This is a genomic window from Geodermatophilus sp. SYSU D00710 (assembly GCF_054050195.1).
Genome location: NZ_JBJGYX010000006.1, coordinates 101,740 through 128,085, shown reverse-complemented (window position 1 = coordinate 128,085; position 26,346 = coordinate 101,740). Strand labels below are relative to the sequence as shown.

The following is a 26,346-nucleotide window of genomic DNA, read 5'->3' as shown; positions in this document are numbered from 1 at the left end:
GCACCCCCGGGTCCGGCCCGCAGACGTCGCCCCGGGCGGATCAGCCGAGAGCGGAGGAGCCGTGCTGCACCACGCGGCCCTTGCCGGCGCGCTTGGCGGAGTACATCGCCGCGTCGGCGCGGGCCATGAGCTCGTCGGCGCCCACCGCGGCGTCCCCGGCGCCGAGGGCGACCACGCCGGTGCTGGCCCCGACCGCGCGGGTGCGGCCGGCGACGGTGAAGGGCACGGCCATCGCGGCGGTGATGCGCGCGGCCGCCTCCAGCGGGTCCCCGCCGTCCTCGAGCAGCGCGGCGAACTCGTCCCCGCCGAGCCTGGCCACCGTGTCGCCACCGCGCAGCGCCCCGGTGAGTCGCTCGGCGACCCGCAGCAGCAGCTCGTCGCCGGCGGCGTGCCCGAGGGTGTCGTTGACCGACTTGAAGTCGTCGAGGTCGAGGAAGACGACCGCGACCGGCCGCATGTCCCGGGCGTGCAGCGCGAGGGCGTGCCCGAGCCGGTCGAGGAACAGCGACCGGTTGGCCAGGCCGGTGAGCGGGTCGGAGAAGGCCAGGTGCCGCAGCTCGGCCTCGCGGGCGGCGAGGTCGTCGGCGAGGCGGACGTTCTCCCGGACGGTCATGTACTGCCGGGCGATCAGCGCGGCGATGACCACCGTGGACGCCGTCATCTCGCCGCGCGACAGCGGCGTGCCGGCGAGGCTCAGCGCCAGGGTGGTCGCCAGCGCGGCCGTGACCGGCACGTAAGGCAGCAGGGAGGCCGCCGCACCGGCCCGGCCGACCCTGCGGTCCGGGGTCGTGGTCTGCGCCGGGCGGCCCGGGCGGCACAGCCCGGCGACGGCCAGCAGCACGAAGGCCAGCGTCCAGCCGACGTCGGCGGTGCCGCCGTCGTAGCTGCTGGTGGCGGCGAGGTAGGTGAAGGCGCTGTCGGCGACGGCGAGGGAGGTGACCCCCGCGGCGACCAGGTTGAGCGGCCGGCGGTCACCGGAGGTGCGGGTGACCAGCAGGACGGCCAGCACGACCAGCGCGGTGTCGGCGACCGGGTAGGCGGCCAGCAGCATCCGGACGGCGACGTCGTGGCCGGTGTCCTCGCGCAGCACCGCGCCCAGCGCCGTCTGCCAGCTGACCAGCCCCACGGCGCCGGCGGTCATGAGCGCGTCGAGGAACCGCTGCCACGGGCCGGTGCGCCCGCCGCGGGCCGGGTGCACGACCAGCGCGAGCACGGCGAGGACGGAGAAGCCGAGGAAGCCGACGTCGGCCAGCGACGGGAAGGGCGCCTCGCCGCGCACCGCGAGGACCGTCCAGTACACCTGCCCGGCGGACCACGCCGCGCACGCCGCGGAGAGCAGCCACCACGCGACGCGCACCCGCAGCCCGCCGCACCGGGCGGCGTGCGCGGCGGTGGCCGCGGCGGCCGCTCCCGAGGCCAGGGCCTGGGTGAGGTCGGAGACCAGCGCCGCGCCGGAGGGAGGCAGGGCCGCGGTGACCAGGACGCCGGCCGTGCAGAGGCCGACGAGCAGCGCGCCGAGGGTGCGGGCTGCGGTGGGGGACGGGGCCATGCCGGTCTGCTTCCGTCGAGCGGGCGGGTTCACCTGTCTGATCGACACCGGGGCGTCCGGGATGCATGACCCCTCCGGGTGAGCGGCGCCGCCCGGTCAGGGCTCGGCGAACCAGGCGAAGCCGAGGGCCGGCACCACCAGGCGCCCGTCCTCGACCCCGAGCGGGCCGTCGCTGCCGTGCACGAAGGCGAAGCTGCCGAACCCGGTGACGGTGTCGGCGTCGATCGCCCGCGGCGTGGCGGCGACGTTGGCCAGACCCGTGAAGGTGCCGTGCCGCGGGTGCCGGCGCCGCCACACCAGGACGGCGTCGTCGCCGGCGTCGAGCACCTCGGTGTCGGTGCCGCCGTCGAGGGCGGGCAGGGCCCGGCGGACGTCGCCCAGCCGGCGCAGCGCGCCGGCGACGCGGCCCTCGAGCGTGTCCGGGACGGCGGTGCGCGCGGCCGCCGCCCAGTCCATCGGCGGGCGGTGCATCCAGCGGTTGTCGGGCGCCCGCCGCGGGTCGTCGAGGTAGCCGGTGTCGTTGCGCAGGGCCAGCTCGTCGCCCATGTAGAGCAGCGGGATGCCGCCGAAGCCGTAGGCCACCGAGTACAGCAGCACCAGCCGGCGCAGCCCCGCCTCGAGGGCCGACTCGTCGCCCCGGTCGAGGGCGTCCTCGATGCCGCACAGCGAGGCGGCCGACCCGGAGATGCGGGCGTCGCCGGTGACCTCGTTCTCCTGGAACAGCGCGCCGCGGGCGAAGGAGCCGGGGAAGCGCCCTGAGTAGAAGTCGTTGAGGAAGCGCCGGTGGGCGAAGCCGTCGAGGCCGACCGCGGCGGCGTCGGTGTCGGTGACCGCCCAGCCGATGTCGTCGTGGCCGCGCACGTAGGTGACCCACGTGGTGCCCGGCGGGATCGGCCGCATCCGGCCCAGCGCCTGGCGGGCCAGCCGGACCTCACCGGTGGCCAGGCTGCTCCACATCAGCACCATGAGCGAGTTGTGGTAGGCCAGCTCGCACTCGGAGCGGAAGCGCTCGTGCGCGCCGAGGTAGGACACCAGGTCGTCGGGCGCCACGATCGCCTCGGCCTTGAAGACCACGCCCGGAGCGGCGATCCGGGTCAGCGCGTGCAGCAGCTGCAGCAGGGTGTGACCCTCGGGCTGGTTCTGACAGGTGGTGCCCAGCCGCTTCCACATGAACGGCACGGCGTCCATCCGGAAGACGTCGACGCCGCGGTTGGCCAGCCAGGTGATCTCGCCGAGCATGGCGAGGGTGACCTCGGGGTTGGTGTAGTCGAGGTCCCACTGGTAGGGCCAGAACGTCGTCCACACCCAGCCGCCCTCCCCGCCGCGGGCCTCGGGCACCCAGGTGAACGACCCCGGCGCCCGGTCGGGGAACACCTCCGGGATGGTCGCGTCGTAGGCGTCGGGCATGGTGCGGTCGGGGAAGGCGGTGTAGAAGCCGGCGTACGCGGGGTCGCCGGCCAGCCACCCCTGCGCCCACGGGTGCTCGCGGGCGGTGTGGTTGAGGACGAGGTCGACGCACAGGCTCATGCCGCGCCGGTGCAGCGCGGTCGCCACGGCCTCCAGGTCGGCCATCGTCCCCAGCCGCGGGTCCACCGAGCGGTAGTCGGCCACCGCGTACCCGCCGTCGTTCTCGCCCTCGCGCGGCCGCAGCAGCGGCATGAGGTGCAGGTAGGTGGTGCCGAACGAGGCCAGGTGGTCGAGGTGGTCGGGCAGCCGGTCGAGCGTGCCGCAGAAGCGGTCGACGTAGCAGACGTAGCCCTGCATCCGGGAGCGGAGGAACCAGCCGGGGTCGATCTCGCGGCGGCGGTCGAGCCGGCGCAGCGGCTCCGGCCGCCCGGCCGCGGCCTGCAGCGCGATCCGCAGCGCCCGGTCCAGCAGCCCGCCGGCCCGCTCGCCGTAGAGGGCGGCCAGCGCCGCGGTGACGTCGGGCTGCGCCAGCTCGACCCGGGCCAGGAACGCGTCGGCGTCCGCCTCGCCCAGCGCGGCGACCGCCTCGTCGGTCAGCCCCTCCGGCAGTGCGCCCGTCGTCGTGACGTCCCGGCTCATGCGTCCTGCGTATCGCGTCCGGGCCCCGCGTGCACACTGGCCCGCATGACCGACCCCCTCCTGCCGGTCGCCGGCGCCCCGTACCCGCGCCCCCGCCGCGGAGACGCCGGGTGAGCCGCGCGCTCGTCCTCGGCGGCGGCGGGATCGCCGGCATCGCCTGGGAGCTGGGGCTGCTGTCCGGGCTGGCCGCGGCCGGCGTCGACGTCCGCGACGCCGACCTCGTGGTGGGCACCTCGGCCGGCTCGGTCGTGGGCACGCTGCTGCGCACCGGCGCCGACCCGGAGGAGGCCTACGCCGCCCAGCTCGGACCGGTGCCGGCGACCGAGCGGGTCGCGGACTTCGACGCCGGGGCGTTCGTCGCAGCGCTGGCCCGGGCGCTGGAGGGCGTGACCGGTCAGCAGGAGGCGCGGGCGCGGGTCGGCGCGCTGGCGCTGCGCGCGCAGACGGTGCCGGAGTCCGAGCGGCTGGCGGTCATCCGCGCGCGGATCGGCTCCCCGGAGTGGCCCGACGCCCGGCTGGTCGTCACCGCGATCGACACCGCGGACGGGGAGTTCCTGGCGATCGACCGCGACACCGGCTGGCCGCTGGTGGAGGCCGTCGCCGCCTCCTGCGCGGTGCCCGGCGTCTACCCGCCGATCACCGTCGGCGGCCGGCGGTTCATGGACGGCGGCCTGCGCTCGCTCACGAACGCCGACCTCGCCGCCGGCTGCGACCGGGTGCTGGTGGTGGCGCCCTTCGGCGGGTTCCCGGGCAGCCCGCTCGGCCCCTCGCTGGAGGAGCAGCTCGCCACCCTGCGCCGCGACGGCGCGGCGCACGCGGTCCTGGCCGACGACGCCGCGCTGGCGGCGTTCGGGCCCAACCCGCTCGACCCGGCCAGCCGCGCGCCCTCCGCGCGCGCCGGGCGGGCGCAGGGCGAGCGGGTCGCCGGGGAGGTCCGCGCCTTCTGGGGGTGAGCACCCGGTGTCGACCTGACGCGGTCTCCGAGGCCCCGAGACCGCACCAGGTCGACACGCGGCGCCGTCCCGGCGCGAGCCGTCAGGCGAGGACGCGGACCGCGAGCACCGCGACGTCGTCGTCGGTGCGGTCGGGGAGCACCCGGGACAGCAGCCGGTCGCACAGCGCGTCGGCCGCCAGCGGCTCGAGGCCGCGGAGGGCGCCGGCGATCCGGGCCAGGCCCTCGTCGATGCCGCGTCGGCCGACCTCGACCAGCCCGTCGGTGACCAGCAGCAGCGTCTCGCCGGGCGCCAGCGTCGTGACGTGGTCGGTGCGCTCACCGGGTTCCTGGGTGCCGAGCAGGCGTTCCGGCGGGGTGACGAGCAGGCGCACCGCGCCGTCGGCCCGCAGCAGCAGCGGGGGCAGGTGCCCGGCCGACGACCAGCGCAGCAGGCGGCCTGCGTCCCCGGCGGCCGCGGGTTCCAGCCGGGCGACGAGCGCGGTGGCCAGCGTGCCGACGTGCAGCCCGGCGAGCACGCGGTCGACCCGGTCGAGGGTCGCGGCCGGCCCGCCGGGGGAGTCGTAGGCCAGCGTCCGCACCGCGCTGCGCAGCTGGGCCATCGCCGCGGCGGCCTCCACGCCGTGGCCGGCGACGTCGCCGATGACCAGCAGCGTGGCGCCGTCGGGCAGCACGACGGCGTCGTACCAGTCACCGCCGACGAGGTCCTGGGAGACCGCGGGCCGGTAGCGGACGGCGAGCTCGAGGCCCGCGGGCCGGGGCGGCGGGGTGAGCAGGCTGTGCTGCAGCGTCTCGGCGACCCGCACCTGCCGGCCGTAGAGCCGGGCGTTGTCCAGGGCCAGCGCGCCGCGACGGGCGACCTCGACGGCGAGCGCGATCTCCTCGGGTCCGGCGGGCGGGCGGTCGCCGCAGCGCACGAGGGACAGGACACCGAACCCCGAACCGCGGGCGTGCAGCGGGACGAACAGGCTCGACCGCGGGTCCAACCGGTCCCAGGCGCGGCGTACCGCGCCCCCGGGCAGGGACTCCGGGCCCAGGTCGGGCTCGACCGCGGTCAGCTGCACCGGCTCCCCGGCGAAGAGGGTGGCGGCGAGGGCGGCGTGGTCGCGCGGCGCGGTCACCCGGCCGGCCAGGTAGGTGTCGACGGCGTCGAGGAGGGCCGGATCGCGGTGGGCGCGGGCCACGGTGCCGGGCGCGCCGTCGCCCTCGAGGACGGTGACGGTGGCCCAGTCGGCCAGCTGCGGCACCACCAGGCGGGCGAGCTGCTCGGCGGCGGTCCCGGTGTCGAGGCTCTGCGCGAGGGACTCGGTGACCTCGGCCAGGAAGCGGTAGCGGTCGCGCTCGTCCGAGCGCGCGTCGTCCCGGGTGGGTCCACTCACCTCGGCTCCGTCCCGGCCCGGGTCCCTCCGGGCGTCGGGGACGGAGCGTACGCGAGCGGGCACCCTCGGCCGGGGCTCCGGCGAGCGCGTCCGCCGGACGGGTCAGCCGCCGCGGCGCTCGCGGTAGCGGGCGGCCCGGCGGGCGGCCGCGGCGCGGCGGCGCTCGGAGTCGCGGGCCTCGCGCTCCCGGCCGGACAGGTCGCGGACGGCCTGCGCCGAGCCCGGGGCGTAGCCGGCCTTCTTCACCCGGTTCTCCACCGCCTCCGTCATGTAGGCCAGCGAGAACGCCAGGCCGAGGATGAGCCCGCCGAGCGCGGCGAGCCCGCGGATCCAGAAGGCGCCCGGCACGAACAGCAGGACCAGGGCGATCGGCACGGCGAGCTGTACCAGCGTGCGCGCCACGTGCCGCAGCACCCACGTCCCGGTCGTCGTGTCGTGCAGGACCCACGTCCGGTGCCGCTCGGGCAGCCCGGCGCCCATCGCGTAGGCCACCCACCGCAGCACACCGGGGCGGACCCGCGGCGGTGCGGAGGCGGCGCCGGCGTCGGGCTGCCTGGCTCCCGTGGGCGCGGTCACGGCTGGTCCACCAGGGCGCGCTGCGAGGCGTCGATGACCCGGGTCAGCGCGCCGTGCAGGGCCTGGAGCTCGTCCAGGGGCATGCCGAGGTGCTCCACGATGCCCGCCGGGATGGCCTCCGCCTGCGCGCGCAGCTCCCGGCCACGGTCGGTGAGCGCGACGGCCAGCGCCCGCTCGTCGCGCGGGTCGCGGTCGCGCCGCACCAGCCCCGCGGACTCCAGCCGCTTGAGGAGCGGGGACAGGGTCCCGGGGTCGAGTTGCAGCAGCCGGGAGAGGTCCTTGACCGAGAGCGGCCCGGACTGCCAGAGGGCGAGCATCACGAGGTACTGGGGATGGGTGAGCCCCATGGGCTCGAGGAACCGGCGGTAGACGGCGACGACGTTGCGCGCGGCGACCGACAGCGCGAAGCACACCTGCCGCTCGAGGGCCAGGGGGTCGGCGACGTCCGGCCCGGCGTCGGCCGGGGCCGTGTCGAGGAATTGCACCTCCCCAGGGTAACTCCGTGGCGTACCAATCATTGGGGCACCCAGGATCCCTCCGGATCGGCTGCTGCCGATGCGCGGTGTCGGGGCACACTGGGCGGCGGACGGGAGGTGCAGGCATGGGAACGGTTCCTCTCCGCGGGCGCGACTACGCGGCCGCGGTCTCCGCGCCGGGCATCGTGCTGGTCGACTTCCGCACGTCGCGGTCGGGCTCGAGCCGGGCCTTCGCCGGCGTGTTCGACGCCGCCGCCGAGCGGCACCCCGACCTGGTGTTCGCCGCCGTCGACACCCAGCTCGAGCCCGCGCTCGTCGAGGAGCTGGGGGTGCGGTCGGCGCCCACCCTGATGGTCTACCGCGACGGCGTGCTGGTGTTCGCCGAGCCGGGCTGGATGCCCGCCGACTCGGTGGACCTGCTCGTGGCCACCGTCCGGGACCTCGACATGCGCGCGGTGCGCGCCACCTATCCCGAGCCGATCGAGTAAGGACCCCCTCGCCCCCCACCGCTCGCGAGCTCGCGGCGGGACCCTGCGAGGGGGCCGTTCCAGCACGTCGCCAGGGCCGTTCAGGCGGCGAGGACGACCACCAGGGTCCGCGGGCCGTGCACGCCCTCGACGCGCTGCAGCTCGATGTCGCTGGTGGCCGAGGGGCCGCTGACCATCGTGAGCGGGGCGACGGGGTCCAGCCGGGCCAGCGCGTCGGGGACGTCGGGCACCACCTGCGCGGCCTCGACGACGCACACGAGGACGTCGGGCAGCAGCGACAGCGCCCGCCGACCCGACAGCGGCGACCCGTCGAGGACGAGGGTGCCGGTCTCGGCGATCGCCGTCGCCACGCCGGTCAGCGTCGCGGCGAACGCGGCCAGCTCGACCGCCGGCCGGCCGTCGTCCTCTCTCGACCCCGCCGGCCGCCAGCCGGCCGGCACGCCGGGGGCGACGACGACGCCGGTCGGGTCCCAACCGGTGCCGAGCGCGGTGCCGAGCGCGCGGACGACGGTCGCCGGGACGTCGGCCGGCGCGCACCGGAGCACCGTGGCGCGGTAGTCCTCCACCCGCTCGGCGAGCAGGTCGAGCAGCTCGGCGGCCGGCAGGGCGCGCGGCCCGGGCACCGGCGGGACGGGCACCGACGGCCGGTCGGTCCCGAGCGCGGTGCGGATCCGGCCGAGCACCTCGTCGCGCGCGCTCACCGGCCGTGCTCCTCGGTCCACTGCTGCACGAACGTCCTCCCGGGCGGGGCGGGCAGGTCGCGGGTGCGGGTCCAGGCGCTCGCCGGCGGCGGCAGCGCGGCCGGCAGCGTCGGCCTGCCCCGGGCGAGCAGCCGGCCCAGCCCGGCGGCGCGCTGGGCGAGGTGCCACAGCCGCGGGTTGCTCATCACCCGGGACAGCCCGCGGAAGGCGACCGCCTCGGCGGTGGGCCGTGCCCTGTCCCTGGCGACCGCCTCCACGTGCTCGGCGCGCAGGTGCACGAGGATCGACGGGATGTCGATGGCCACCGGGCAGACGTCGTAGCAGGCGCCGCACAGGCTCGACGCGTACGGCAGCGAGGCGTTGTCCTCGACCCCGGTGAGCTGTGGGGAGAGCACCGCGCCGATCGGTCCCGGGTAGACCGAGCCGTACGCGTGCCCGCCGGCGCGCTCGTACACCGGGCACACGTTCAGGCAGGCCGAGCACCGGATGCAGTGCAGCGCGTCGCGGCCCACGTCGTCGGCCAGCACCGCCGTCCGGCCGTTGTCGAGCAGCACCAGGTGGAACTCCTGCGGCCCGTCTCCGGGGGTGACCCCGGCCCACAGCGACGTGTAGGGGTTCATCCGCTCGCCGGTGGAGGAGCGGGGGAGCAGTTGCAGGAAGACGCCGAGGTCGGCCCACCGCGGCACGACCTTCTCGATGCCCATCACGGTGATCAGCGTCTGCGGCAGCGTCAGGCACATCCGGCCGTTGCCCTCGCTCTCGACGACGGCGAGGGTGCCGGTATCGGCGACGGCGAAGTTGGCCCCGCTGACGGCGACCCGGGCGCGCAGGAACCGCTCGCGCAGGTGGGCGCGGGCGGCCATCGCCAGCTGCCGCGGGTCGTCGGTGAGGCCGGGGTCGACGCCGGGGATGGTGCGGGCGAAGATCTCGCGGATCTCCGAGCGGTTCTTGTGGATCGCCGGTACGAGGATGTGGCTCGGGGTGTCCTCGCCCAGCTGCACGATCAGCTCGGCCAGGTCGGTCTCGACCGCCTCGATCCCCGCCGTCTCCAGCGCCTCGTTGAGGCCGATCTCCTGGGTGGCCATCGACTTGACCTTGACCACCTCGTCGCTGCCGGTCGCGCGGACCAGCCCGGTGACGATGCGGTTGGCCTCGGCGGCGTCGCGCGCCCAGTGCACGGTGCCGCCGCGCGCCGTCACCTGGCGCTCGAGCTCCTCCAGGTGCTCGTCGAGGCGGGCCATCGTGGCGGCCTTGAGCGCCTTCCCGGCCTGCCGCAGCTGCTCCCAGTGCGGCACCTCCGACACGACGGCGGCGCGCTTGCCGCGGATCGTCGTCGTCGCCCGGCCGAGGTTGGCGCGCAGCTGGCCGTCGCGCAGCGCCGCGCGGGCGGCGTCGGGGAAGGGCTGCTCGCCACGCAGGTGGCCCACGCCGCGGGGCGCCGTCGGCAGGCCGAGGAACGTCGTGCCCGAGCGGGGCGCCCCCGGCGCCAGCGGCGTCGGGTCAGGGGCGGCAGAGATGGCCATTCCCGCCGCCCTCAGGCCTGGACCGCGGGGCGGGTGGACTGGGACGGGCTCACGTTCTCCTCCGTCGAGGCGAGGATCTCGGCCAGGTGCACCGTGCGGGTGCCCGAGCGCAGCCGCGACAGGCCGCCGCCGATGTGCAGGAGGCAGGACGAGTCGCCGGCGGTGCACACCTCGGCGCGGGTGGCGAGCACGTTCGCCATCTTGTCGGTGAGCATCGCCGTCGAGGTGTCGGCGTTCTTGACCGCGAAGGTGCCGCCGAAGCCGCAGCAGGACTCCGCGTCCGGCAGCTCCACCAGGTCCAGCCCGCGGACGGCGCGCAGCAGCTGCAGCGGCCGGTCGCCCACCCGCAGCAGGCGCAGGGAGTGGCAGGTCGGGTGGTAGGTGACCCGGTGCGGGTAGTAGGCGCCGACGTCGGTCACGCCGAGCACGTCGACGAGGAACTGCGACAGCTCGTACGTGCGCGCGGCCAGCGCCTCCGCCTCGACGGCCAGCCCCTCCTCGCCGGCCCGGCGGGCGACGGCGGCCTGCTGGTGGTGGATGGAGGCCACGCACGACCCCGACGGCGCCACGACCGCCACGGCGCCGGCGAACGCCTGCACGTGGTTGGCCACGATTGGCACCGCCTCGCGCCGGTAGCCGGTGTTGACGTGCATCTGCCCGCAGCAGGCCTGGGTCGGCGGCACGACCACCTCGTGGCCCAGCCGCTCCAGCAGTCGCGCGGTCGCCCTGGCGACCTGTGGCACCAGCGTGTCGACCAGGCAGGTGGCGAACAGCGCGACCCTCACCGAGACCCCCTGTCGCGGAAGACCGTGCTCGACGCGCGGACGACGAGCGCGGATTCGACGACGTCCTGGACGTGCGCGTGCCCTGCTGGATCGTGTCACGCCCACCATCGCTCCCGGGGAGGACCGGCGCGGGGCCTTGTGCGCGTCCCGGCCGGGCGCGCAGCATCGGGCCCACGCGCGGCCAGGAGGGGTCATGACACAGTCAGGTGAGCGGTCCGACGGCGACTACGGCTACGACCTCGTGCACGAGGCGACCACCGGGGCAGGGCGGCAGCCGGCACCCCCGGCGCCCGCGGAGCCGCCGGCCCGGGCCGGAGACGACCCGGGCGGCGACCTCGGCTACGACGAGGTGCACCGCTCCTGACACACCACGGGGTCCGGCGCGCGCTCGTGCTCTGCACACCGGTGTGGGCAGAGCACGAGCGCGCGCGGGGGTGACCCGGCCGGGGCGGTGGTCAGCCGCTGATCCGCTTGTAGGGGTCCGGCGGCGCGGCGCCGCCGGCCACGATCGCCGCCGACCAGGCGTCCAGCTGCCGGGTCAGCTCCGGCAGGTCAGGCCCGATGGCGGCGAGGACCGGTCCCATCGCGGCCTCGGTCCGCGCCTCGACGTCGTCGCGCAGCCGCCGTCCCTCCTCGGTGAGCCGCCCGTCGGCGACCAGCCCGCGCCCCTGCAGGTCGGCGGCGGCCCCGGCCATCGCCTCCGCCGACCAGCCGCGCGTCCCGGCGTAGGCAGTGTGTTCCCAGCCGACCCAGTACTCGGTGAGCAGGTTCATCTCGACCGCGGTGAGCCCGGCGGCCAGGTTGGCTGCCTGGTGGGTGTCGCCGCGGAACTCCCGCAGCAGCGTCGCCGCGTGCCACAGCTGCCCGAGCGGGTCGGCGGGCCAGGGCAGCGAGAGCTGACCGGCGAACAGCGGGCGGCCCACGACGTGCGGGGCGGCCGCCTCGGTGCCGCGGCGCAGGGCGGCGACCGCCCCGGCGACGTCGGCGCCGGGCAGCAGCTCGCGCAGCGACTCCACCACGCCCTCCTCCCGGGCCGCGAGCACGGCGGCGCGGCCGGCGGTAGCCCGCGCCTGCTCGTACCAGCCGGTGAGGACGCCGGGCTCGAAGACGCCGAAGGCGGCGACGGCCACCGGGGCGGCCGGCTCGCCCATCGGGGCGGCGCGGCCCCAGACGTAGCCGGTGAGGAAGTCCAGGCCCAGCGCGGCGAGCCGGCCGTTCACCGGCCTGCCCCACCAGCTGATGGTCGCGATCGGCTCGGCGGCATCGCGCAGCCGCCGGCCGGGGGTGTCGGGGATCCCCGTGGTGGGGCGCTCGGTCTCGAGCGGGGTGAGGAACAGCTGCTGCGCCTGCGCGTAGTCCACCCGGGCATGGTGCGCGCGGGACGCCGTCGCGGGAAGGCCGCGCCGGACGCGGTGGTTGTCGGGCGCATCCGGCCCCGACCCGTCAGGAGCTCCCATGACCCTCGCCGTCACCGGCTCGACCGGGCAGCTGGGCGGGCGGGTCGCCCGCCGGCTCGCCGACGCCGGCGTCGCCCAGCGGCTGCTGGTCCGCGCACCCGACCGCGCGCCGCGGCTGCCCGGCGCGACCGCCGTCCGCGCGCCCTACGCCGACGGCGACGCCGTCCGCGCCGCGCTCGAGGGCGCCTCGACGGTGCTCATGGTGTCGGCGTCGGAGACCCCCGACCGGGTCGACCAGCACCGCAGCTTCGTCGACGCCGCCGTCGCCGCCGGGGTGTCCCACCTGGTCTACGTCTCCTTCCTCGGCGCGGCGCCGGACGCCACCTTCACCCTCGCCCGCGACCACTGGGCCACCGAGGAGCACGTGCGCGGCCACGGCCTGACCGCCACGTTCCTGCGCGACTCCCTCTACGCCGACTTCACCCCCCGGCTGGTGGGGGAGGACGGCGTGGTCCGCGGCCCGGCCGGGGACGGACGGGTGGCGGTGGTGGCCCAGGACGACGTCGCCGACGTCGCGGCGGCCGTGCTGCGCGACCCGGCCGCGCACGCCGGCGCGACGTACGACCTCACCGGCCCGGAGGCGCTCACCCTGACCGAGGTGGCCGGGGTGCTCACCGCCGTCACGGGCCGGCCGGTCCGGTACCACGCCGAGACGGTCGAGGAGGCCTACGCCTCGCGCGCCTCCTACGGGGCGCCGGACTGGCAGGTCGACGCGTGGGTGTCCACCTACACTGCGATCGCGGCGGGCGAGGTGGCCGCCGTCAGCAGCGCCGTCCCCGACCTGCTCGGCCGCCCGGCGACGACGCTCGAGCAGGTGCTGCGCGGACCGGCGGCCCGCGCCCGGTGAGTCGAGCGCGGCCACACGGGTAGACGACGCCCGTGCGCCTGCCCGGTCCCTCGGACCTCCTCGACCTGCCCTGGACGCTCGCCGACTCCGTCCGCAGCCTCAGCGCGGCCCTGCCGCGCGCCGAGACGCTGCTGCCGGTGGCCGACGACGTCCTCCGCCGCGCCCGCGCGCTGCTCGACGGCGCCGCGCCCGCGGTGGCCCGCGCGGCCGCGGTCGGGCCCGAGGCCGTGGAGGCGGCCGCCGGGATGGTGCAGCGCCTGGCCGCCACGCTGACCCCCGAGCGGATCGCGACCCTGGGCGCGGTCGTCGACCGGCTGGGCGCCGCCCTGGCACCCGACCGCGTCGAGGCGCTGACCCGCACGGTGGACACCCTCCGCGCCCGGGCCGACGTCGTGCCGCGCGCCCTCGACGCCGTCGACGGCCTGCTGTCCTCGGGACGGCTGGACCGGCTCGCCGACGGGCTCGACCGGCTCCTGGCGGCCGACCTGCTGCCCCGGCTGGACCGGGCGCTGGACCTGGTGGGCGACGAGCGCCTGCAGCGGGCGCTGGACCTCCTGGCCGACGGGCGCACCGAGCGGGCGCTCGAGCTGGCCGCCGACGACCGGGTCGGGGTGGCCCTCCACCTGGCCGCCGACCCGCGCGTCGGCCGGCTGCTCGACCTGGTCGCCGACGACCGGATCGGCCGGGCTCTCGACCTCGCCACGGACGACCGGACCGGGCGGGCCCTCGACGTCGTCACCGACGACCGGGTGGACCGGACGCTGGCCATCCTGACCGGCGACCGGGTGGAGCAGGCCCTGGAGCTGGCGGCCGACGATCGGGTCCGGGCGCTGCTCGACCTCGCCGCCGACGAGCGGGCGCGCCGGCTGCTCGGCCGACTCGACCGGTTGCTGTCCGACCAGCGCCTCGACGACGTCGAGGAGCTGCTCGGCCGCGGTCAGGTGGCCGCGGCCCTCGACCTGCTCGCCCGGCTCGACCGCGAGCTGACCGACGACGCGGTCCGCGCGCTCCGCACGCTGCTCGACCGCACGCCGGCCCTGCTCACCGACGACCGGACCGCCGCGCTGGCCGCGCTCGCCGACCAGGTGCCGCGGCTGCTCCGCGGGCTGGAGTCCGGGCACCTGCCGAGCGTCACCGACCTCGGGCGGGTGCCGACGGACCTGCACGCCCTGCTCGAGCTCCTCGACGACCTCCACCAGGTGGTGTCGGGGCTGCCCGGCGCCGGCCGCGCCCGCGACCGCGGCGACGACCCGCACCCGCAGGTCGAGGACCCCCGGCCGCCCGACGACGACCCGGCGCCGTCCGAGGACGCGCCGCCGGCCGTCGTGGACCCGGTCGAGGACGTCCGGCCGGTGGCCGTGGCGCCGCAGCCGGGGGCCTGACCGCGGCGCCCGGGATCAGTCCCGCGGGCGCCGGCCGATCCGGGAGCCGAGCCAGGTGATCGGGTCGAACCGGCGGTCGACCACGCGCTCCTTGAGCGGGATGATCCCGTTGTCGGTCAGGTGGATGCCCTCCGGGCACACCTCGGTGCAGCACTTGGTGATGTTGCAGTAGCCGAGGCCGAACTCCTCCTGCGCGGCGTTCCTGCGGTCGGTGGTGTCCAGCGGGTGCATGTCCAGCTCGGCCAGCCGGATGAGGAACCGCGGGCCGGCGAAGGCGCGCTTGTTCTCCTCGTGGTCGCGGATGACGTGGCAGGTGTTCTGGCAGAGGTAGCACTCGATGCACTTGCGGAACTCCTGCGAGCGCTCGACGTCGACCTGCTGCATCCGGTGGGTGCCGTCGGCCTCGCGCGGGCGCGGGGCGAACGCCGGGATCTGCGCGGCCTTCTCGTAGTTGTAGGAGACGTCGGTGACCAGGTCGCGGACCACCGGGAAGGTCCGCATCGGCGTGACCGTCACCGTCTCGTCCTCGGCGAACGTGCTCATCCGCGTCATGCACATGAGCCGGGGCCGGCCGTTGATCTCCGCGCTGCACGAGCCGCACTTGCCGGCCTTGCAGTTCCACCGGACGGCGAGGTCGCCGGCCTGGGTGGACTGCAGCCGGTGGATGACGTCGAGGACGACCTCGCCCTCGTTGACCGGCACGGTGAACGTCTGCAGGTCGCCCCCGGTGGCGTCCCCGCGCCACACCCGGAACGTCGCGTCGTAGGTCACGCCGAGCCCTCCTCGAAGATCTCGGCGAGCTCCCGCGGCATCTGGGGGAGCGGTTGCCGGGTCAGCGCGACGCCGCCGTCGGGACCGAGCGCGCAGACGAGGTTCGTCCGCGCCCACTCGGCGTCGGTGGCGGGGAAGTCGTCACGGGTGTGCCCGCCGCGGCTCTCCTGCCGGGCCAGCGCCGCCCGGGCGATGCACTCGCTGACCAGCAGCATGTGCGGCAGGTCCAGCGCGAGGTGCCAGCCGGGGTTGTACTGCCGGTGGCCCTCGACCGACAGCCTCGCGACCCGCTCCTTGAGCGCGGCGATCCGCTCCAGCGCCTGCTCCATCTCCGGCGCCGTCCGGATGATCCCGACCAGGTCGTGCATCGTCTGCTGCAGGTCGTGCTGCACGGTGTAGGGGTTCTCGCCGCCCTCCCGCTCGAAGGGGGCCAGCGCCGCGCGGGCCGCGTCGGCGAGCGCGTCGTCGGCGAGCAGCCCGCGGGTGTGCTCGCGCTTGGCGGCGTGCTCGGCCGCGGCCAGCCCGGCCCGCCGGCCGAAGACGAGCAGGTCCGACAGCGAGTTGCCGCCCAGCCGGTTGGACCCGTGCATGCCCCCGGCCACCTCGCCCGCGGCGAACAGGCCGGGCACGCGCGCCGCCTCGGTGTCCGGCTCGACCTCCACCCCGCCCATCACGTAGTGGCAGGTGGGGCCGACCTCCATCGGCTCGGCGGTGATGTCGACCTCGGCCAGCTCCTTGAACTGGTGGTACATCGACGGCAGCCGCTTGCGGATGTACTCCGCCGATCGGCGCGAGGCGATGTCGAGGAAGACGCCGCCGTGCGGGGTCCCGCGGCCGGCCTTCACCTCGCTGTTGATCGCCCGGGCGACCTCGTCACGGGGCAGCAGCTCCGGCGGCCGCCGGTTGTTCTTCTTGTCGTCGTACCAGCGGTCGGCCTCGTCCTCGGTCTCCGCCGTCTCCTTGCGGAAGAAGTCGGGGATGTAGTCGAACATGAAGCGGTTGCCGGCCGAGTTCCGCAGCACGCCGCCGTCGCCGCGCACGCTCTCGGTCACGAGGATGCCGCGCACCGACGGCGGCCAGACCATCCCGGTCGGGTGGAACTGGACGAACTCCATGTTCACCAGCGTCGCGCCGGCCTGGAGCGCGAGGGAGTGGCCGTCGCCGGTGTACTCCCACGAGTTCGAGGTGACCTTGTAGGACTTGCCGATCCCGCCCGTGGCCAGCACCACCGACGGCGCCTGCCAGGCCACGAAGCGCCCGGACTCCCGCCAGTAGCCGAACGCGCCGGTGATGCCGTCGTCGTCGGTGAGCAGCCGGGTGACCGTGCACTCCATGTAGACGTCGATGCCGAGGGCGACCGTGCGCTGCTGCAGGGTGCGGATCAGCTCGAGCCCGGTGCGGTCACCGACGTGGGCCAGCCGCGCGTAGCGGTGGCCGCCGAAGTCGCGCTGGCTGATCAGCCCGTCGGCCGTCCGGTCGAACAGCGCGCCCCAGTCCTCGAGCTCGCGGACCCGGTCGGGGGCCTCCTGCGCGTGCAGCTGGGCCATGCGCCAGTGGTTGAGCATCTTCCCGCCGCGCATGGTGTCCCGGAAGTGCACCCGCCAGTTGTCCTCGGGGTAGAGGTTGGCCATCGCCGCGGCGATGCCGCCCTCGGCCATCACCGTGTGCGCCTTGCCCAGCAGGGACTTGCAGACGACGGCGGTGCGCGCCCCGCTCTGGTGGGCCTCGATCGCGGCCCGCAGACCCGCCCCTCCCGCCCCGACGACGACGACGTCGTACTCGTGCTTCTCGAGCTCCATCAGAAGAACCTCGGGTCGGAGATCGTGCCGGTGGCCAGGAGGAAGACGTAGAAGTCGGCGAACGCGACGGTGAACAGCGAGATCCAGGCGTACTGCATGTGCTTGCCGTTGAGCCGGGAGACCAGCGTCCAGGCCCGGTAGCGCAGCGGGTGCCTCGAGAAGGAGTTCAGCCGGCCGCCGACGATGTGCCGGCAGGAGTGGCAGGAGACCGAGTACAGGAAGAGCATCACCGCGTTGACCAGCAGGATGAGCGTGCCGAGCCCCATGTGGCCCCACTCGCCGGTCTCGTCCCGGAACCCGCGGAACGCCTCGTAGAAGAGGATCACGTTGAACAGCAGCGCCGCGTACAGGAAGTACCGGTGCACGTTCTGCCCGATGAGCGGGAGCCGGGTCTCGCCGGTGTAGCGGCGGTGCGGCTCGGCCACCGCGCAGGCCGGCGGGGACAGCCAGAACGAGCGGTAGTAGGCCTTCCGGTAGTAGTAGCAGGTCAGCCGGATCCCCAGGGGCAGCACGAGGATGTAGATGGCTGGGGAGATCCAGGCCGGGCCGGTGAAGAACTCGGGGAAGCTGTCGCCCTCGCACCGGGTGGTGATGCACGGCGAGTAGAACGGCGAGATGTAGGGCGAGGCGTAGTAGTAGGCGTTCTGGAAGGCGCGGAACGTCGAGTAGGCGATGAACAGCAGCAGCACGACGACGGTGACCAGCGGCTGGACCCACCACCGGTCGGTGCGCAGGGTGCGCGCCGCGATCGTCGCGCGCCGCGGCGCCGGGCCCCCGTCGCCGCGTCCCGCCGAGACCGCCCCGGACCCGCGGGGCGCGGTGGTGGTCACCGGCGCGTGCGGCCGGACCCGCCCAGGCCCTCGTCGTCCCCGTCGCCGTACACGATCGCGAACGGCTCGTACGTCCCGCGCGGCCGGGCGCCGCACAGCAGGTCGAGGTCGTCACGCAGCCGGGCGACGTCGACCCGCAGCCGGCGCGAGTCCAGGGTGTCGCCGAAGTGCCTCGTGACGAGGGCGCACGCCCGTTCCAGGGCGTCGACCGCCCCGCGTGCCGCCGTCACGTCCTGCTCCAGGGACATCGCTGCCTCCAGGTCGCTCTGACGCCGCCGGGAAGGCGGGGCCGCAGTCCACCACGGACCCGCGCACCGGGGAAAGGGCTGCGCCGGTGGTTCCGCGACCGGCCGGTCTCCCCGTGCGGCGGGGACCCCGAGGTGTCGGCGGCGCCGGGGACGGGCAACCCCCGGGACGTCCCGACAGCTCCGCGCCGGCACCGCCGGGGAACCGGAGGACCAGCCGTGCAGCGAGACCCACGACCGGGCGAGGACGACGTCGACCGCGACGACGCGCAGGCGCTGTCGCGGGCCACGGGCGACGGCGGCGGGGGCGGGCCGGACGCGGACGCGACGACGGGGACCGGCACCACCGGCACCTTCGTCGGGCGCGTGTCCGGCCAGGACGTCGGCTACGCGGAGGAGACCGGCGCCGAACGGCGGGCGGCCGCCCAGCAGGACGACTGACCGCCGCCCGCGGATCCGTGCACTTCCACGGAAGTGCACGCGCCGGGCCCGGAGCCGTCCGCAGGAGCAGGATGCGGGCATGCCCCTGTTCACCGGCGTCGGAGTCGCCCTGGTCACCCTCTTCCGCGAGGACGGGGCGCTGGACGCGCCGGCCACCGCCGACCTGGCGGCGCAGCTGACCGGCCTGGGTGTGCGGTGCGTGCTGGTCGCCGGGACGACGGGGGAGGCGGCCGCCCTGACCGCCGAGGAGCGGGACGTGCTCGTCGGCGCGGTGCGGGCGGCGGTGCCGGCGGAGGTGCCCGTGCTCGCCGGCACCGGCGCGCCCACCGGCCGGCAGGCGGCGGAGCTGACCGGGCGTGCCTTCGCCGCGGGTGCGGACGCCGTGCTGGTGCTCTCCCCGGCCGGCGTCCCCGACCCGCGGCCGTACTACGCAGCGGTGGCCGAGGCGGCCAGCGGGCCGCTGCTGGCCTACCACTTCCCGGGGGCCTCCGCGCCCGGGATCCCCGTCGGCCTGCTGCCCGACCTGCCGGTGTCCGGGCTCAAGGACTCCTCCGGGGACGCCGGCCGGCTGCTGCTCGAGCGCGACGTCCTCGCCGGCGACCTCTACACGGGCGCGGCGACCCTGGTCGGCCTGTGCGCCGCGATCGGGGCGGCCGGCGCGCTGGTGGCGGCCGCCAACCTCGCCCCCGAGGAGTGCACCGCGGCCGCCGGCGGCGACTGGGCGGCGCAGGTCCGGCTCGCCGCCCTCGACCGCCGGGCGTCGGCCGACTTCCCGTCGGGCTACAAGCGGGCGGCCGCGGAGCGCTTCGGCACCTCGGCGGTCACCCGGGTGGGCGGCTGAGCGCGCTCAGTGGGACTCCCGACCCACCGCCGATCCGCTCGAGCCGACGAGGAAGTCCAGGTCCGCGCCGGTGTCGGCCTGCAGCACGTGGTCGACGTAGAGCCGCTCCCAGCCGCGCCGGGGGGCGGCGAACCCGGCGACGGTCGCCTCGGCCGGCCGGCGCCGCGCCAGCTCGCCGTCCGGGACCTCGACGTCGATCCGCCGGGCCGCGACGTCGAGCGCGATGACGTCGCCGGTGCGCACGAGGGCCAGCGGGCCGCCGGCGGCCGCCTCCGGGGCGACGTGCAGGACGACGGTGCCGTAGGCGGTGCCGCTCATCCGGCCGTCGCACACCCGCACCACGTCGCGCACCCCCTGCTCCAGCAGTTTCCGCGGGAGCGGCATGTTCGAGACCTCGGGCATGCCGGGGTAGCCCTTCGGGCCGCAGCCGCGCAGGACGAGCACGGAGTCGGCGTCGACGTCGAGGTCGGGGTCGTCGACGCGGGAGTGGAAGTCCTCGATGGAGTCGAAGACCACGGCCCGGCCGCGGTGCCGCATCAGGTGCGGCGAGGCGGCGGCCGGCTTGATGACGGCGCCGGAGGGTGCGAGGTTCCCGCGCAGGACGACGATGCCCCCGTGCTCGAGCAGCGGCTCGCCGCGGGGCCGGATCACCTGCGGGTCCCAGATCGCGGCGCCGTCGAGGGCGTCGACCAGCGGCGTGCCGGTGACGGTGAGCGCGGTCGGGTCGAGCAGGTCGCGGACCTGGCCCAGCACGGCGGGCAGGCCACCGGCGCGGTGGAGGTCCTCCATGAGGAACCGGCCCGCCGGGAGCAGGTCGACGAGCACCGGCACGCCCGAGCCGATGCGGTCGAAGTCGTCGAGGGTCAGGTCGATCCCCAGCCGGCCGGCGATGGCCAGCAGGTGGACGACGGCGTTGGTCGACCCGCCGATCGCGGCCAGCGCCACGATGGCGTTGGCGAAGGACCCCTCGGTGAGGAACGTCGAGGGCCGGCGGTCGGCGGCGACCATCTCCACCACCAGCCGGCCGGTCCCGTGCGCGGCCTCCAGCAGGCGGCTGTCCGCGGCCGGGGTGCCGGCGACCCCCGGCACGACGGCGCCCAGCGCCTCGGCGACGAGCGCCATGGTGGAGGCGGTGCCCATCGTGTTGCAGTGCCCCCGGCTGCGGATCATCGCCGACTCCGACCGCGCGAACTCCTCCGCCGACAACGTGCCCGCGCGCACCTCCTCGGAGAGCCGGAACACGTCGGTGCCGCAGCCCAGCGGCACCCCGCGGAAGGTGCCGGTCAGCATCGGCCCGCCCGGGACGACGACGGCGGGCAGGTCGACCGAGGCCGCGGCCATGAGCAGCGACGGGATCGTCTTGTCGCACCCGCCGAGCAGCACCAGCCCGTCGACGGGGTTGGCGCGGAACGCCTCCTCCATCTGCATCGCGGCCAGGTTGCGCCAGAGCATCGCCGTGGGGCGGACCTGGGTCTCGCCCAGCCCGAAGACCGGCAGCTCCAGCGGGGTGCCGCCGGCGGCGTGGACGCCGTCGCGCACGGCGGCCGCGACCTCGGAGAGGTGGCGGTTGCACGGCACGAGGTCGGAGGCGGTGTTGGCGATGGCGATCTGCGGGCGGCCGAACGCGTCGTCCGGGACGCCGCGGCGCATCCACGCACGGTGGATGTAGGCGGAGCGGAGGTCCCCGGAGTACCACTGCGCGCTGCGGAGGGTCACGGCCGACATCCTCACCGCGTGCTGGGACGGTGGTCCAGGTGAGCGCACCGACCATGCGGGCCTTCGTGCTGACCGGGCCGGGCGAGGGGGCGGTGCAGGAGGTCCCCGTCCCGGTCGCCGCGCCCGGCGAGGTGGTCGTCGAGGTGGACCGGGCCGGCGTCTGCGGCACCGACGTCGAGCTGTTCACCGGCGAGCTGTCCTACCTGCACACCGGGCACTCCTCCTACCCCGTGCGACCCGGCCACGAGTGGTGCGGCCGGGTCACCGCGGTGGGCGACGCGGTCGACCCGGCCTGGCTGGGCCGGCGGGTCACGGGGGACACGATGCTCGGCGACCGGGTCTGCCGCCGGTGCCTGCGGGGGCAGCAGCACGTGTGCGAGGACCGGCAGGAGGTGGGCATCCGGGGCGACCGCCCCGGTGCGCTGGCCGAGCAGCTCGCCGTCCCTGCGGACTCGCTGCACGAGCTGCCCGACTCCGTCGACGCGGCGCTCGGCGCGCTCGTCGAGCCGGGGGGCAACGCCTGGCGGGCGGCGCAGGCCGCCGCGGTCGCCTCCGGCGACCGCGCGCTGGTGATCGGGCCCGGGACGATCGGCCTGCTGACGGCGATGTTCCTCCGTGCGGCGGGCGCCGAGGTGCACCTGCTCGGCATCACCCACTCCTCGCTCGAGTTCGCCCGCGGTCTCGGCTTCCCCGGTGCCTGGACCCGCGACACGCTCCCGGACCTGCCGTTCGACGCCGTCGTCGACGCCTCGACCGCCCCCGGGTCCCCGGCGCTGGCCGTGGACCTGGTCGAGCCCGCCGGGCGCGTCGTGTGCATCGGCCTCGCCGGCACGCCGAGCACCGTCGACACCCGCACGCTGGTGCTCGAGGACGTCACCGCGGTCGGGATCCTCTCGGCGTCCCCCGGCCTGGCTCCCACGATCGCCGCCTATCGGAGCGGGGAGGTCGACCCCCGGCCGCTGGTCGCCGCCACCGTCGGTCTCGGGCAGGTCGGCGCGGTGCTCGCGGGCGGCCGCCCTCCGGGCAGCGGCGCCGGGCCCAAGGTCCACGTCGACCCGCGGCTGCCCGCCTGAGTGGCGCCCCAGCCCGCTGATCCGCGCACTTCCGCGGATGTGCACGGGGCACTTCCGCGGAAGTGCACGGGGGTCAGACCCGCAGTCGCGTGCACTGCCCGGCGCGTCGGGTCGTGTTCGCTCACCGCGGCGCGTCCTCCCTCACCGCGGCGCGTCCTCCCTCACCGCAGGGCGTCCTCCCTCACCGCAGGGCGTCCTCCCTCACCGCAGTGCGTCCTCCCTCGTGGTGGGCGGTCGGGTAGGACGCCCGACGATCAGGTCACCTGATCGTGGCCACCGCCCATCAGTCGCGGGCGCGCTGCTTCTCGATCGCCTCGAGCACCGTCTTGCGGCCCTTGCCGAGCTCGCGCTCTGCCTGCTCGGCGCGGTCGAGCTGCGACTCGCCGGACATCCGGGCCACCCGCTTCCGCGCCTCCATCGCGTCCACGTCGACCAACTCGGCGGCCTTGCGGGCCTCCTTCGCCGCGTCGGTGTTGGCCACGTGCTGCTCGGTGGACCCCCGCTTCCTCGTGTCGGTGGCCCGCTTCTCCTCGTCGGAGAGCAGCTCCCACGCCGCGTCGGGCAGGTACCGCTTCGTCCCGTCCGAGCCGCGCGCCCGGTCGCCGCCGTCGGCGGTGTGCCAGTCCTGCGCGCCCCACTCCTGCAGGTGCCGCTGCGACTCGGTGCGCTCGCCCTCGTGCCGGTAGCCGCCGCCGGCCTTCTCGTACTCGGTGGTGAGCAGCTGGCTCTTGCGGGCGCTCCACTGGCCGGGCCGACCACCCCGGTCGCCCGCCTTGATCTCCTCCTTGAGCCGCGCGCGCAGCTCCGGGTCCGTGTAGTCCTCGGCGTAGTCCTCGGCCGACTTCCCGCTCATGCCGACGGCGGTACCCCATCCGGCCGTGCCTCACCCGGTGGAGCTCCACCGGTCAGCGGCGGGCGGGGGAGGCGCGCACGTGGATGCGCTCCCCCTGCGGGCCGAAGAGGGCGAGCACCTCGGCCGGCCGGTCGTCGGGGTTCCCGAGCCGATGCGGGGTGCGGGTGTCGAACTCGGCCACCTCGCCGGGGGTCAGGGTCACGTCGGCGTCGCCGAGCAGCAGCCGCAGCCGCCCGGACAGGACGTAGAGCCACTCCCAGCCCTCGTGCGAGCGCAACTCGCCGGGCTCCCCGCCCCAGCCCGGCGGCAGCACCATCTTGTAGGCCTGCAACCCGCCCGGGCGCCGGGTGAGCGGCAGGAAGGTGGCGCCGTGCCGGGTGATCGGCCGCAGCCGCACCCGCGGGTCGCCGGTCTCGGGGGCGTCGACGAGCTCGTCGAGCGGCACCTGGTGGGCGCGGGCCAGCGGCAGCAGCAGCTCCAGCGTGGGGCGGCGCTGCCCGGACTCCAGCCGCGACAGCGTCGACACCGAGATGCCGGTGTCGTCCGACAGCTGGGTGAGGGTGGCGCCCCGCCGGCGCCGCAGCTCGCGCAGCCGCGGGCCGACGGCGTCGAGGACGGCGTCCAGATCGGTCACGTTGCCAGTATGGCAAAGGAACTTGCGCTACCGGCAGATCGAGGCGCACCGTCGTCGGCATGGACGAGACGTACGACGTGGTGGTCATCGGCGGGGGTGCGGCCGGCCTCTCCGGCGCCCTCGCCCTGGGACGGGCGCGCCGCTCGGTGGCGGTGGTCGACGACGGGACGCCGCGCAACGCGCCGGCGCACGAGATGCACAACTACCTGGGCCGCGACGGGGCCCCGCCCGGCGACCTGCTCGCGGCCGGCCGGGCCGAGGTCGCCGGCTACGGCGGCGTGCTGGTCGAGGGCACGGTCACCGCGGCCGGCGGGTCGGCCGGTGCCTTCACCGTGGAGCTGGCCGGCGACCGGGTGCTGCGCGCGCGCCGGCTGCTGGTCACCACCGGCCTGACCGACGAGCTGCCGGGGATCCCCGGCGTGCGCGAGCTGTGGGGCACCGACGTCCTGCACTGCCCGTACTGCCACGGCTGGGAGGTGCGCGACCAGCCCGTCGGCGTGGTCGCCACCGGCCCGATGTCGCTGCACCAGGCCCAGCTGTGGCGGCAGTGGAGCGCCGACCTCGTCTTCTTCCTGCACACCGCGCCGGAGCCGGACGACGCCACCGCCGAGGCGCTCGCCGCCCGCGGCATCCGGGTGGTGCGCGGCGAGGTCGCGGCGCTGGAGACCGACGGCGACCGGCTGACCGGCGTGCGCCTGGCGACCGGGGAGGTCGTGCCGCGCAGCGCCGTCGTCGTCGCCCCGGTGTTCACCGCCCGCTCGGCCGTGCTGACCGGGCTGGGGGTGGAGGCGCAGCCGTTCCGCATGGGCGAGGCGGTCGTCGGGTCGCACGTGCCGGTCGACGCGCGCGGGGCCACCGCGGTGCCCGGCGTGTGGGCGGCCGGCAACGTCGCCGACCCCGGCGCCCAGGTCATCGGTGCCGCGGCCGCGGGGCTCATGGCCGCCGCCGCGATCAACGCCGACCTCGTCGCCGAGGACACCCGGGCCGCGGTGGAGGTGGTCCGGGCGATGAGCGACCCGGAGTTCGGCGAGCAGTGGTGGGAGGAGCGCTACCGCTCGCACGGGCACGGCGTCTGGAGCGGCCGGGTCAACGACGTGCTGGCCACCGAGGCCGCCGACCTGCCGCCCGGCCGGGCGCTCGACGCCGGGGCCGGCGAGGGCGGGGACGCCGTCTGGCTGGCCCGCCGCGGCTGGGAGGTCACCGCGCTCGACCTCTCCCGCACCGCGCTGGACCGGGCCGCCGCGGCCGCCGCGGAGGCGGACGTCGCGCTGGAGACCCGCCACGCCGACGTCACCGCATGGGAGCCGGGGGAGGAGCGCTGGGACCTGGTGACCGCGTCGTTCCTGCACTTCCCGCCCGGCACCCGCGACACCGTGCTGCGGCGGCTGGCCGCGGCGGTCGCCCCCGGCGGCACGCTGCTGGTCACCATGCACGACGGCAGCGACTCCTCCCGGGGCATCCAGCGGCCGGGACTGCCCGACTGGTACGCCACCGGCGAGCAGCTGGCCGCGGTCCTCGACGCCGGCGACTGGGAGGTGCAGGTGGCCGAGGCGCGGCCACGCGAGGCCCGCGGCCACGAGCACGGGTCGGTCCACGCCGCGGACGCCGTCCTGCGGGCCCGGCGGCGTCAGCCGGTGACGTCGTCCTCGCTCGTGTAGAGCAGCCGCAGCCGCGCGGGCGGGGTGAACGGCCGCCAGCCGTCGCGGGTCTGGGCGAGGCGGTCGGCCACCAGCCACAGCACCGCCGGGTCGTGGCCCATCCCCAGGTGGCTGGCGTGCACGCCGACGTTCTCCGCGCGCGGGCCGGGCGTCTGCCGGCAGGCCCGCCAGTCGACGACGCCGTCCCAGCGCGAGTACACCGCGGTGCTCGGGACCGGCAGGCCGCCGGCCAGGCCGCCCCGCCCGCGCGGCACCGCGTGCAGGTGCCGGTAGCGGGCGTAGGCGCGGGCGCCGGGGCTGTCGTCGGCGGGGCGGCCGGACATCCCGAACGGCGAGCCGAGGCTGACCACCTGGCGCACCAGGTGCGGGACCCGCAGCGCCAGCCGGCGGGCGTAGATGCCGCCGAGGCTCTGCCCGACGATGCTCACCGGCCCGCCGTGCCGCTCGGCGAGCCGCTCCACCAGCCGGGGCAGCTCGTCGGTGATCTCCTTGGTCGGACCGCGGTTGCGGCCCAGCTCCCAGCCGACCACCGGGTAGCCCAGCCCGCGCACCCAGCGGCGGAGGGTGACCGTGGAGACGTCGGAGGCGAGCAGCCCGGGCAGCACCAGGACGCCGTGTGCCTCCCCGCGCGGGGCGCCGCGCAGCAGGGGGTAGGCGAGGGCGAGCGCACCGGCGCTGGCGGCGGCGCGCACCGGCTCGGTGGCGGCCAGCAGCGTGCGGCGGCGTCCGGCGGTCCGGGGGTCCGGGGATCCGGTCACGGGCTCTCCTCCGCGGGCGGCGGTTGCTGTCCGGGTGCCCATACCCGCCCGGACGCCTCCGGACCGTCGCCATGACGTGGCCCCGGTCGCGTTCTGGAGCCTCGTACGGCTCCGGTTCCGCGTCATGCCGGCGGGCCGGCGGGGTCTTCATGCGTGCACGGCCCCCGCGGTGACGACGTCGCACCGGGCCACACACGGAGGAGACCCCGATGACCAGCATGCTCAAGCGTTCTGCCGTCTGCGTGGCGGCCAGCGCCGCCCTCGTCACCGGCAGCGCCGGGATCGCCAGCGCCCAGCCGGTCCAGGACGGCCTCATCAACGTGGCCGTCGGCGACATCACCATCCTCGAGGACGTCAACGTGGCCGTGGCCGCCCAGGTCGCGGCGCAGGTCTGCGGGCTCAAGGTCGGGCCGGTGGCCGTGCTCGGCCGGGCCGTGGACCGCAGCGGTGAGACCACCACGGTCTGCGAGGCGCCGTTCGGGGACGTCGTCTTCCGGCAGGCCTGACCGAGCCGGCGCGGACACCCGTCCGCGCCTCACGAGCCCCCGGCCGGGACCGAAGCCCCC

The 26,346-nt window shown here is 76.3% G+C and carries 27 protein-coding genes; 10 read left to right on the top strand and 17 right to left on the bottom strand.

From position 1 onward, the window contains the following. Positions 1 to 40: 40 nt before the first annotated feature. Both ACI78U_RS04675 and ACI78U_RS04670 read right to left on the bottom strand, forming a co-directional pair. Positions 41 to 1,549, bottom strand: coding sequence for a diguanylate cyclase domain-containing protein (locus ACI78U_RS04675; protein ID WP_456874129.1), 1,509 nt, complete (start codon positions 1,547 to 1,549; stop codon positions 41 to 43). Positions 1,550 to 1,645: 96 nt separating this feature from the next. Further along, on the bottom strand, positions 1,646 to 3,595 hold the full coding sequence (locus ACI78U_RS04670) for an alpha-amylase family protein (RefSeq protein WP_456874128.1): 1,950 nt from the start codon (positions 3,593 to 3,595) through the stop codon (positions 1,646 to 1,648). Between the two features lie 110 nt (positions 3,596 to 3,705). Between ACI78U_RS04670 and ACI78U_RS04665 the strand changes: the two genes are divergently transcribed. Further along, entirely contained in the window at positions 3,706 to 4,548 is an 843-nt protein-coding gene (locus tag ACI78U_RS04665; RefSeq protein ID WP_456874127.1) for a patatin-like phospholipase family protein, read from the top strand. Between the two features lie 82 nt (positions 4,549 to 4,630). Here the strand turns inward: ACI78U_RS04665 and ACI78U_RS04660 are convergent, their stop codons facing one another. The 3 genes from ACI78U_RS04660 to ACI78U_RS04650 form a co-directional block, all read right to left on the bottom strand. After that, on the bottom strand, positions 4,631 to 5,926 hold the full coding sequence (locus ACI78U_RS04660; protein ID WP_456874126.1) for a PP2C family protein-serine/threonine phosphatase: 1,296 nt from the start codon (positions 5,924 to 5,926) through the stop codon (positions 4,631 to 4,633). Between the two features lie 102 nt (positions 5,927 to 6,028). Further along, complete coding sequence (locus ACI78U_RS04655; RefSeq protein ID WP_456874125.1) at positions 6,029 to 6,502, bottom strand: DUF5313 family protein; 474 nt, start codon at positions 6,500 to 6,502, stop codon at positions 6,029 to 6,031. After that, on the bottom strand, positions 6,499 to 6,987 hold the full coding sequence (locus tag ACI78U_RS04650; protein ID WP_456874124.1) for a MarR family winged helix-turn-helix transcriptional regulator: 489 nt from the start codon (positions 6,985 to 6,987) through the stop codon (positions 6,499 to 6,501). The genes ACI78U_RS04655 and ACI78U_RS04650 overlap by 4 nt, the downstream gene beginning before the upstream one ends. A gap of 116 nt (positions 6,988 to 7,103) precedes the next feature. Here ACI78U_RS04650 and ACI78U_RS04645 point away from each other — a divergent pair, with 116 nt between their 5' ends. Next, positions 7,104 to 7,466, top strand: a complete 363-nt coding sequence (locus ACI78U_RS04645) for a thioredoxin family protein (RefSeq protein WP_456874123.1) — start codon at positions 7,104 to 7,106, stop codon at positions 7,464 to 7,466. Between the two features lie 80 nt (positions 7,467 to 7,546). On the opposite strand, the gene ACI78U_RS04640 is transcribed toward ACI78U_RS04645, so the two are convergent. Genes ACI78U_RS04640 through ACI78U_RS04630 form a run of 3 tightly spaced genes read right to left on the bottom strand, consistent with a single transcriptional unit; the run spans position 7,547 to position 10,475 of the window. Next, positions 7,547 to 8,167 (bottom strand): LutC/YkgG family protein, encoded by a 621-nt coding sequence (locus ACI78U_RS04640; protein ID WP_456874122.1) that lies wholly within the window; start codon positions 8,165 to 8,167, stop codon positions 7,547 to 7,549. Beyond that, positions 8,164 to 9,690 (bottom strand): LutB/LldF family L-lactate oxidation iron-sulfur protein, encoded by a 1,527-nt coding sequence (locus ACI78U_RS04635; RefSeq protein ID WP_456874121.1) that lies wholly within the window; start codon positions 9,688 to 9,690, stop codon positions 8,164 to 8,166. Before ACI78U_RS04635 ends, ACI78U_RS04640 begins: the two co-directional genes overlap by 4 nt. Before the next feature lie 11 nt (positions 9,691 to 9,701). Next, the gene (locus ACI78U_RS04630) at positions 9,702 to 10,475 is read right to left on the bottom strand and encodes a (Fe-S)-binding protein (protein WP_456874120.1); all 774 of its coding nucleotides are present in this window, start codon (positions 10,473 to 10,475) and stop codon (positions 9,702 to 9,704) included. Between the two features lie 193 nt (positions 10,476 to 10,668). On the opposite strand from ACI78U_RS04630, the gene ACI78U_RS04625 reads away from it, so the two are divergent. Beyond that, positions 10,669 to 10,839: a hypothetical protein gene (locus tag ACI78U_RS04625; protein ID WP_456874119.1), complete on the top strand. Its 171-nt coding sequence runs from the start codon at positions 10,669 to 10,671 to the stop codon at positions 10,837 to 10,839. Positions 10,840 to 10,930: 91 nt separating this feature from the next. On the opposite strand, the gene ACI78U_RS04620 is transcribed toward ACI78U_RS04625, so the two are convergent. Next, entirely contained in the window at positions 10,931 to 11,836 is a 906-nt protein-coding gene (locus ACI78U_RS04620) for an SCO6745 family protein (RefSeq protein ID WP_456874118.1), read from the bottom strand. A 94-nt stretch (positions 11,837 to 11,930) separates the two neighbouring features. Between ACI78U_RS04620 and ACI78U_RS04615 the strand changes: the two genes are divergently transcribed. After that, positions 11,931 to 12,779 carry an SDR family oxidoreductase gene (locus ACI78U_RS04615; protein WP_456874117.1) on the top strand — a complete coding sequence of 283 codons (849 nt, stop codon included), beginning with the start codon at positions 11,931 to 11,933 and terminating at the stop codon, positions 12,777 to 12,779. Positions 12,780 to 12,811: 32 nt separating this feature from the next. Beyond that, entirely contained in the window at positions 12,812 to 14,161 is a 1,350-nt protein-coding gene (locus tag ACI78U_RS04610; protein ID WP_456874116.1) for a hypothetical protein, read from the top strand. 15 nt (positions 14,162 to 14,176) lie between these two features. On the opposite strand, the gene ACI78U_RS04605 is transcribed toward ACI78U_RS04610, so the two are convergent. From ACI78U_RS04605 to ACI78U_RS04590, 4 genes are read right to left on the bottom strand one after another with little or no spacing between them, the layout of a single operon-like run. Continuing rightward, positions 14,177 to 14,932 carry a succinate dehydrogenase/fumarate reductase iron-sulfur subunit gene (locus tag ACI78U_RS04605; RefSeq protein WP_456874115.1) on the bottom strand — a complete coding sequence of 252 codons (756 nt, stop codon included), beginning with the start codon at positions 14,930 to 14,932 and terminating at the stop codon, positions 14,177 to 14,179. Further along, entirely contained in the window at positions 14,929 to 16,731 is a 1,803-nt protein-coding gene (locus ACI78U_RS04600) for a fumarate reductase/succinate dehydrogenase flavoprotein subunit (protein WP_456874114.1), read from the bottom strand. Before ACI78U_RS04600 ends, ACI78U_RS04605 begins: the two co-directional genes overlap by 4 nt. Beyond that, entirely contained in the window at positions 16,731 to 17,561 is an 831-nt protein-coding gene (locus ACI78U_RS04595; protein ID WP_456874113.1) for a hypothetical protein, read from the bottom strand. Before ACI78U_RS04595 ends, ACI78U_RS04600 begins: the two co-directional genes overlap by 1 nt. Then, a complete protein-coding gene (locus ACI78U_RS04590; protein ID WP_456874112.1) occupies positions 17,558 to 17,809 on the bottom strand; it encodes a hypothetical protein in 252 nt (83 codons plus the stop codon). Before ACI78U_RS04590 ends, ACI78U_RS04595 begins: the two co-directional genes overlap by 4 nt. A gap of 216 nt (positions 17,810 to 18,025) precedes the next feature. On the opposite strand from ACI78U_RS04590, the gene ACI78U_RS04585 reads away from it, so the two are divergent. Then, positions 18,026 to 18,247: a hypothetical protein gene (locus ACI78U_RS04585; RefSeq protein WP_456874111.1), complete on the top strand. Its 222-nt coding sequence runs from the start codon at positions 18,026 to 18,028 to the stop codon at positions 18,245 to 18,247. A gap of 79 nt (positions 18,248 to 18,326) precedes the next feature. Then, complete coding sequence (locus ACI78U_RS04580; RefSeq protein ID WP_456874110.1) at positions 18,327 to 19,088, top strand: dihydrodipicolinate synthase family protein; 762 nt, start codon at positions 18,327 to 18,329, stop codon at positions 19,086 to 19,088. 6 nt (positions 19,089 to 19,094) lie between these two features. On the opposite strand, the gene ACI78U_RS04575 is transcribed toward ACI78U_RS04580, so the two are convergent. Then, complete coding sequence (locus ACI78U_RS04575) at positions 19,095 to 20,813, bottom strand: dihydroxy-acid dehydratase (RefSeq protein WP_456874109.1); 1,719 nt, start codon at positions 20,811 to 20,813, stop codon at positions 19,095 to 19,097. A gap of 29 nt (positions 20,814 to 20,842) precedes the next feature. Between ACI78U_RS04575 and ACI78U_RS04570 the strand changes: the two genes are divergently transcribed. Further along, positions 20,843 to 21,877, top strand: coding sequence for a zinc-dependent alcohol dehydrogenase (locus ACI78U_RS04570; protein WP_456874108.1), 1,035 nt, complete (start codon positions 20,843 to 20,845; stop codon positions 21,875 to 21,877). Between the two features lie 283 nt (positions 21,878 to 22,160). On the opposite strand, the gene ACI78U_RS04565 is transcribed toward ACI78U_RS04570, so the two are convergent. Both ACI78U_RS04565 and ACI78U_RS04560 read right to left on the bottom strand, forming a co-directional pair. Further along, entirely contained in the window at positions 22,161 to 22,730 is a 570-nt protein-coding gene (locus ACI78U_RS04565) for a hypothetical protein (RefSeq protein ID WP_456874107.1), read from the bottom strand. A gap of 52 nt (positions 22,731 to 22,782) precedes the next feature. Beyond that, entirely contained in the window at positions 22,783 to 23,364 is a 582-nt protein-coding gene (locus ACI78U_RS04560) for a helix-turn-helix domain-containing protein (protein WP_456874106.1), read from the bottom strand. Positions 23,365 to 23,423: 59 nt separating this feature from the next. Between ACI78U_RS04560 and ACI78U_RS04555 the strand changes: the two genes are divergently transcribed. After that, the gene (locus ACI78U_RS04555; protein ID WP_456874105.1) at positions 23,424 to 25,022 is read left to right on the top strand and encodes an FAD-dependent oxidoreductase; all 1,599 of its coding nucleotides are present in this window, start codon (positions 23,424 to 23,426) and stop codon (positions 25,020 to 25,022) included. On the opposite strand, the gene ACI78U_RS04550 is transcribed toward ACI78U_RS04555, so the two are convergent. Further along, a complete protein-coding gene (locus ACI78U_RS04550) occupies positions 24,992 to 25,780 on the bottom strand; it encodes an esterase/lipase family protein (RefSeq protein WP_456874104.1) in 789 nt (262 codons plus the stop codon). The two genes, ACI78U_RS04555 and ACI78U_RS04550, sit on opposite strands and share 31 nt — an antisense overlap. A gap of 209 nt (positions 25,781 to 25,989) precedes the next feature. Here ACI78U_RS04550 and ACI78U_RS04545 point away from each other — a divergent pair, with 209 nt between their 5' ends. Next, positions 25,990 to 26,286, top strand: coding sequence for a hypothetical protein (locus ACI78U_RS04545; RefSeq protein WP_456874103.1), 297 nt, complete (start codon positions 25,990 to 25,992; stop codon positions 26,284 to 26,286). The last annotated feature ends 60 nt before the right edge of the window (positions 26,287 to 26,346 follow it).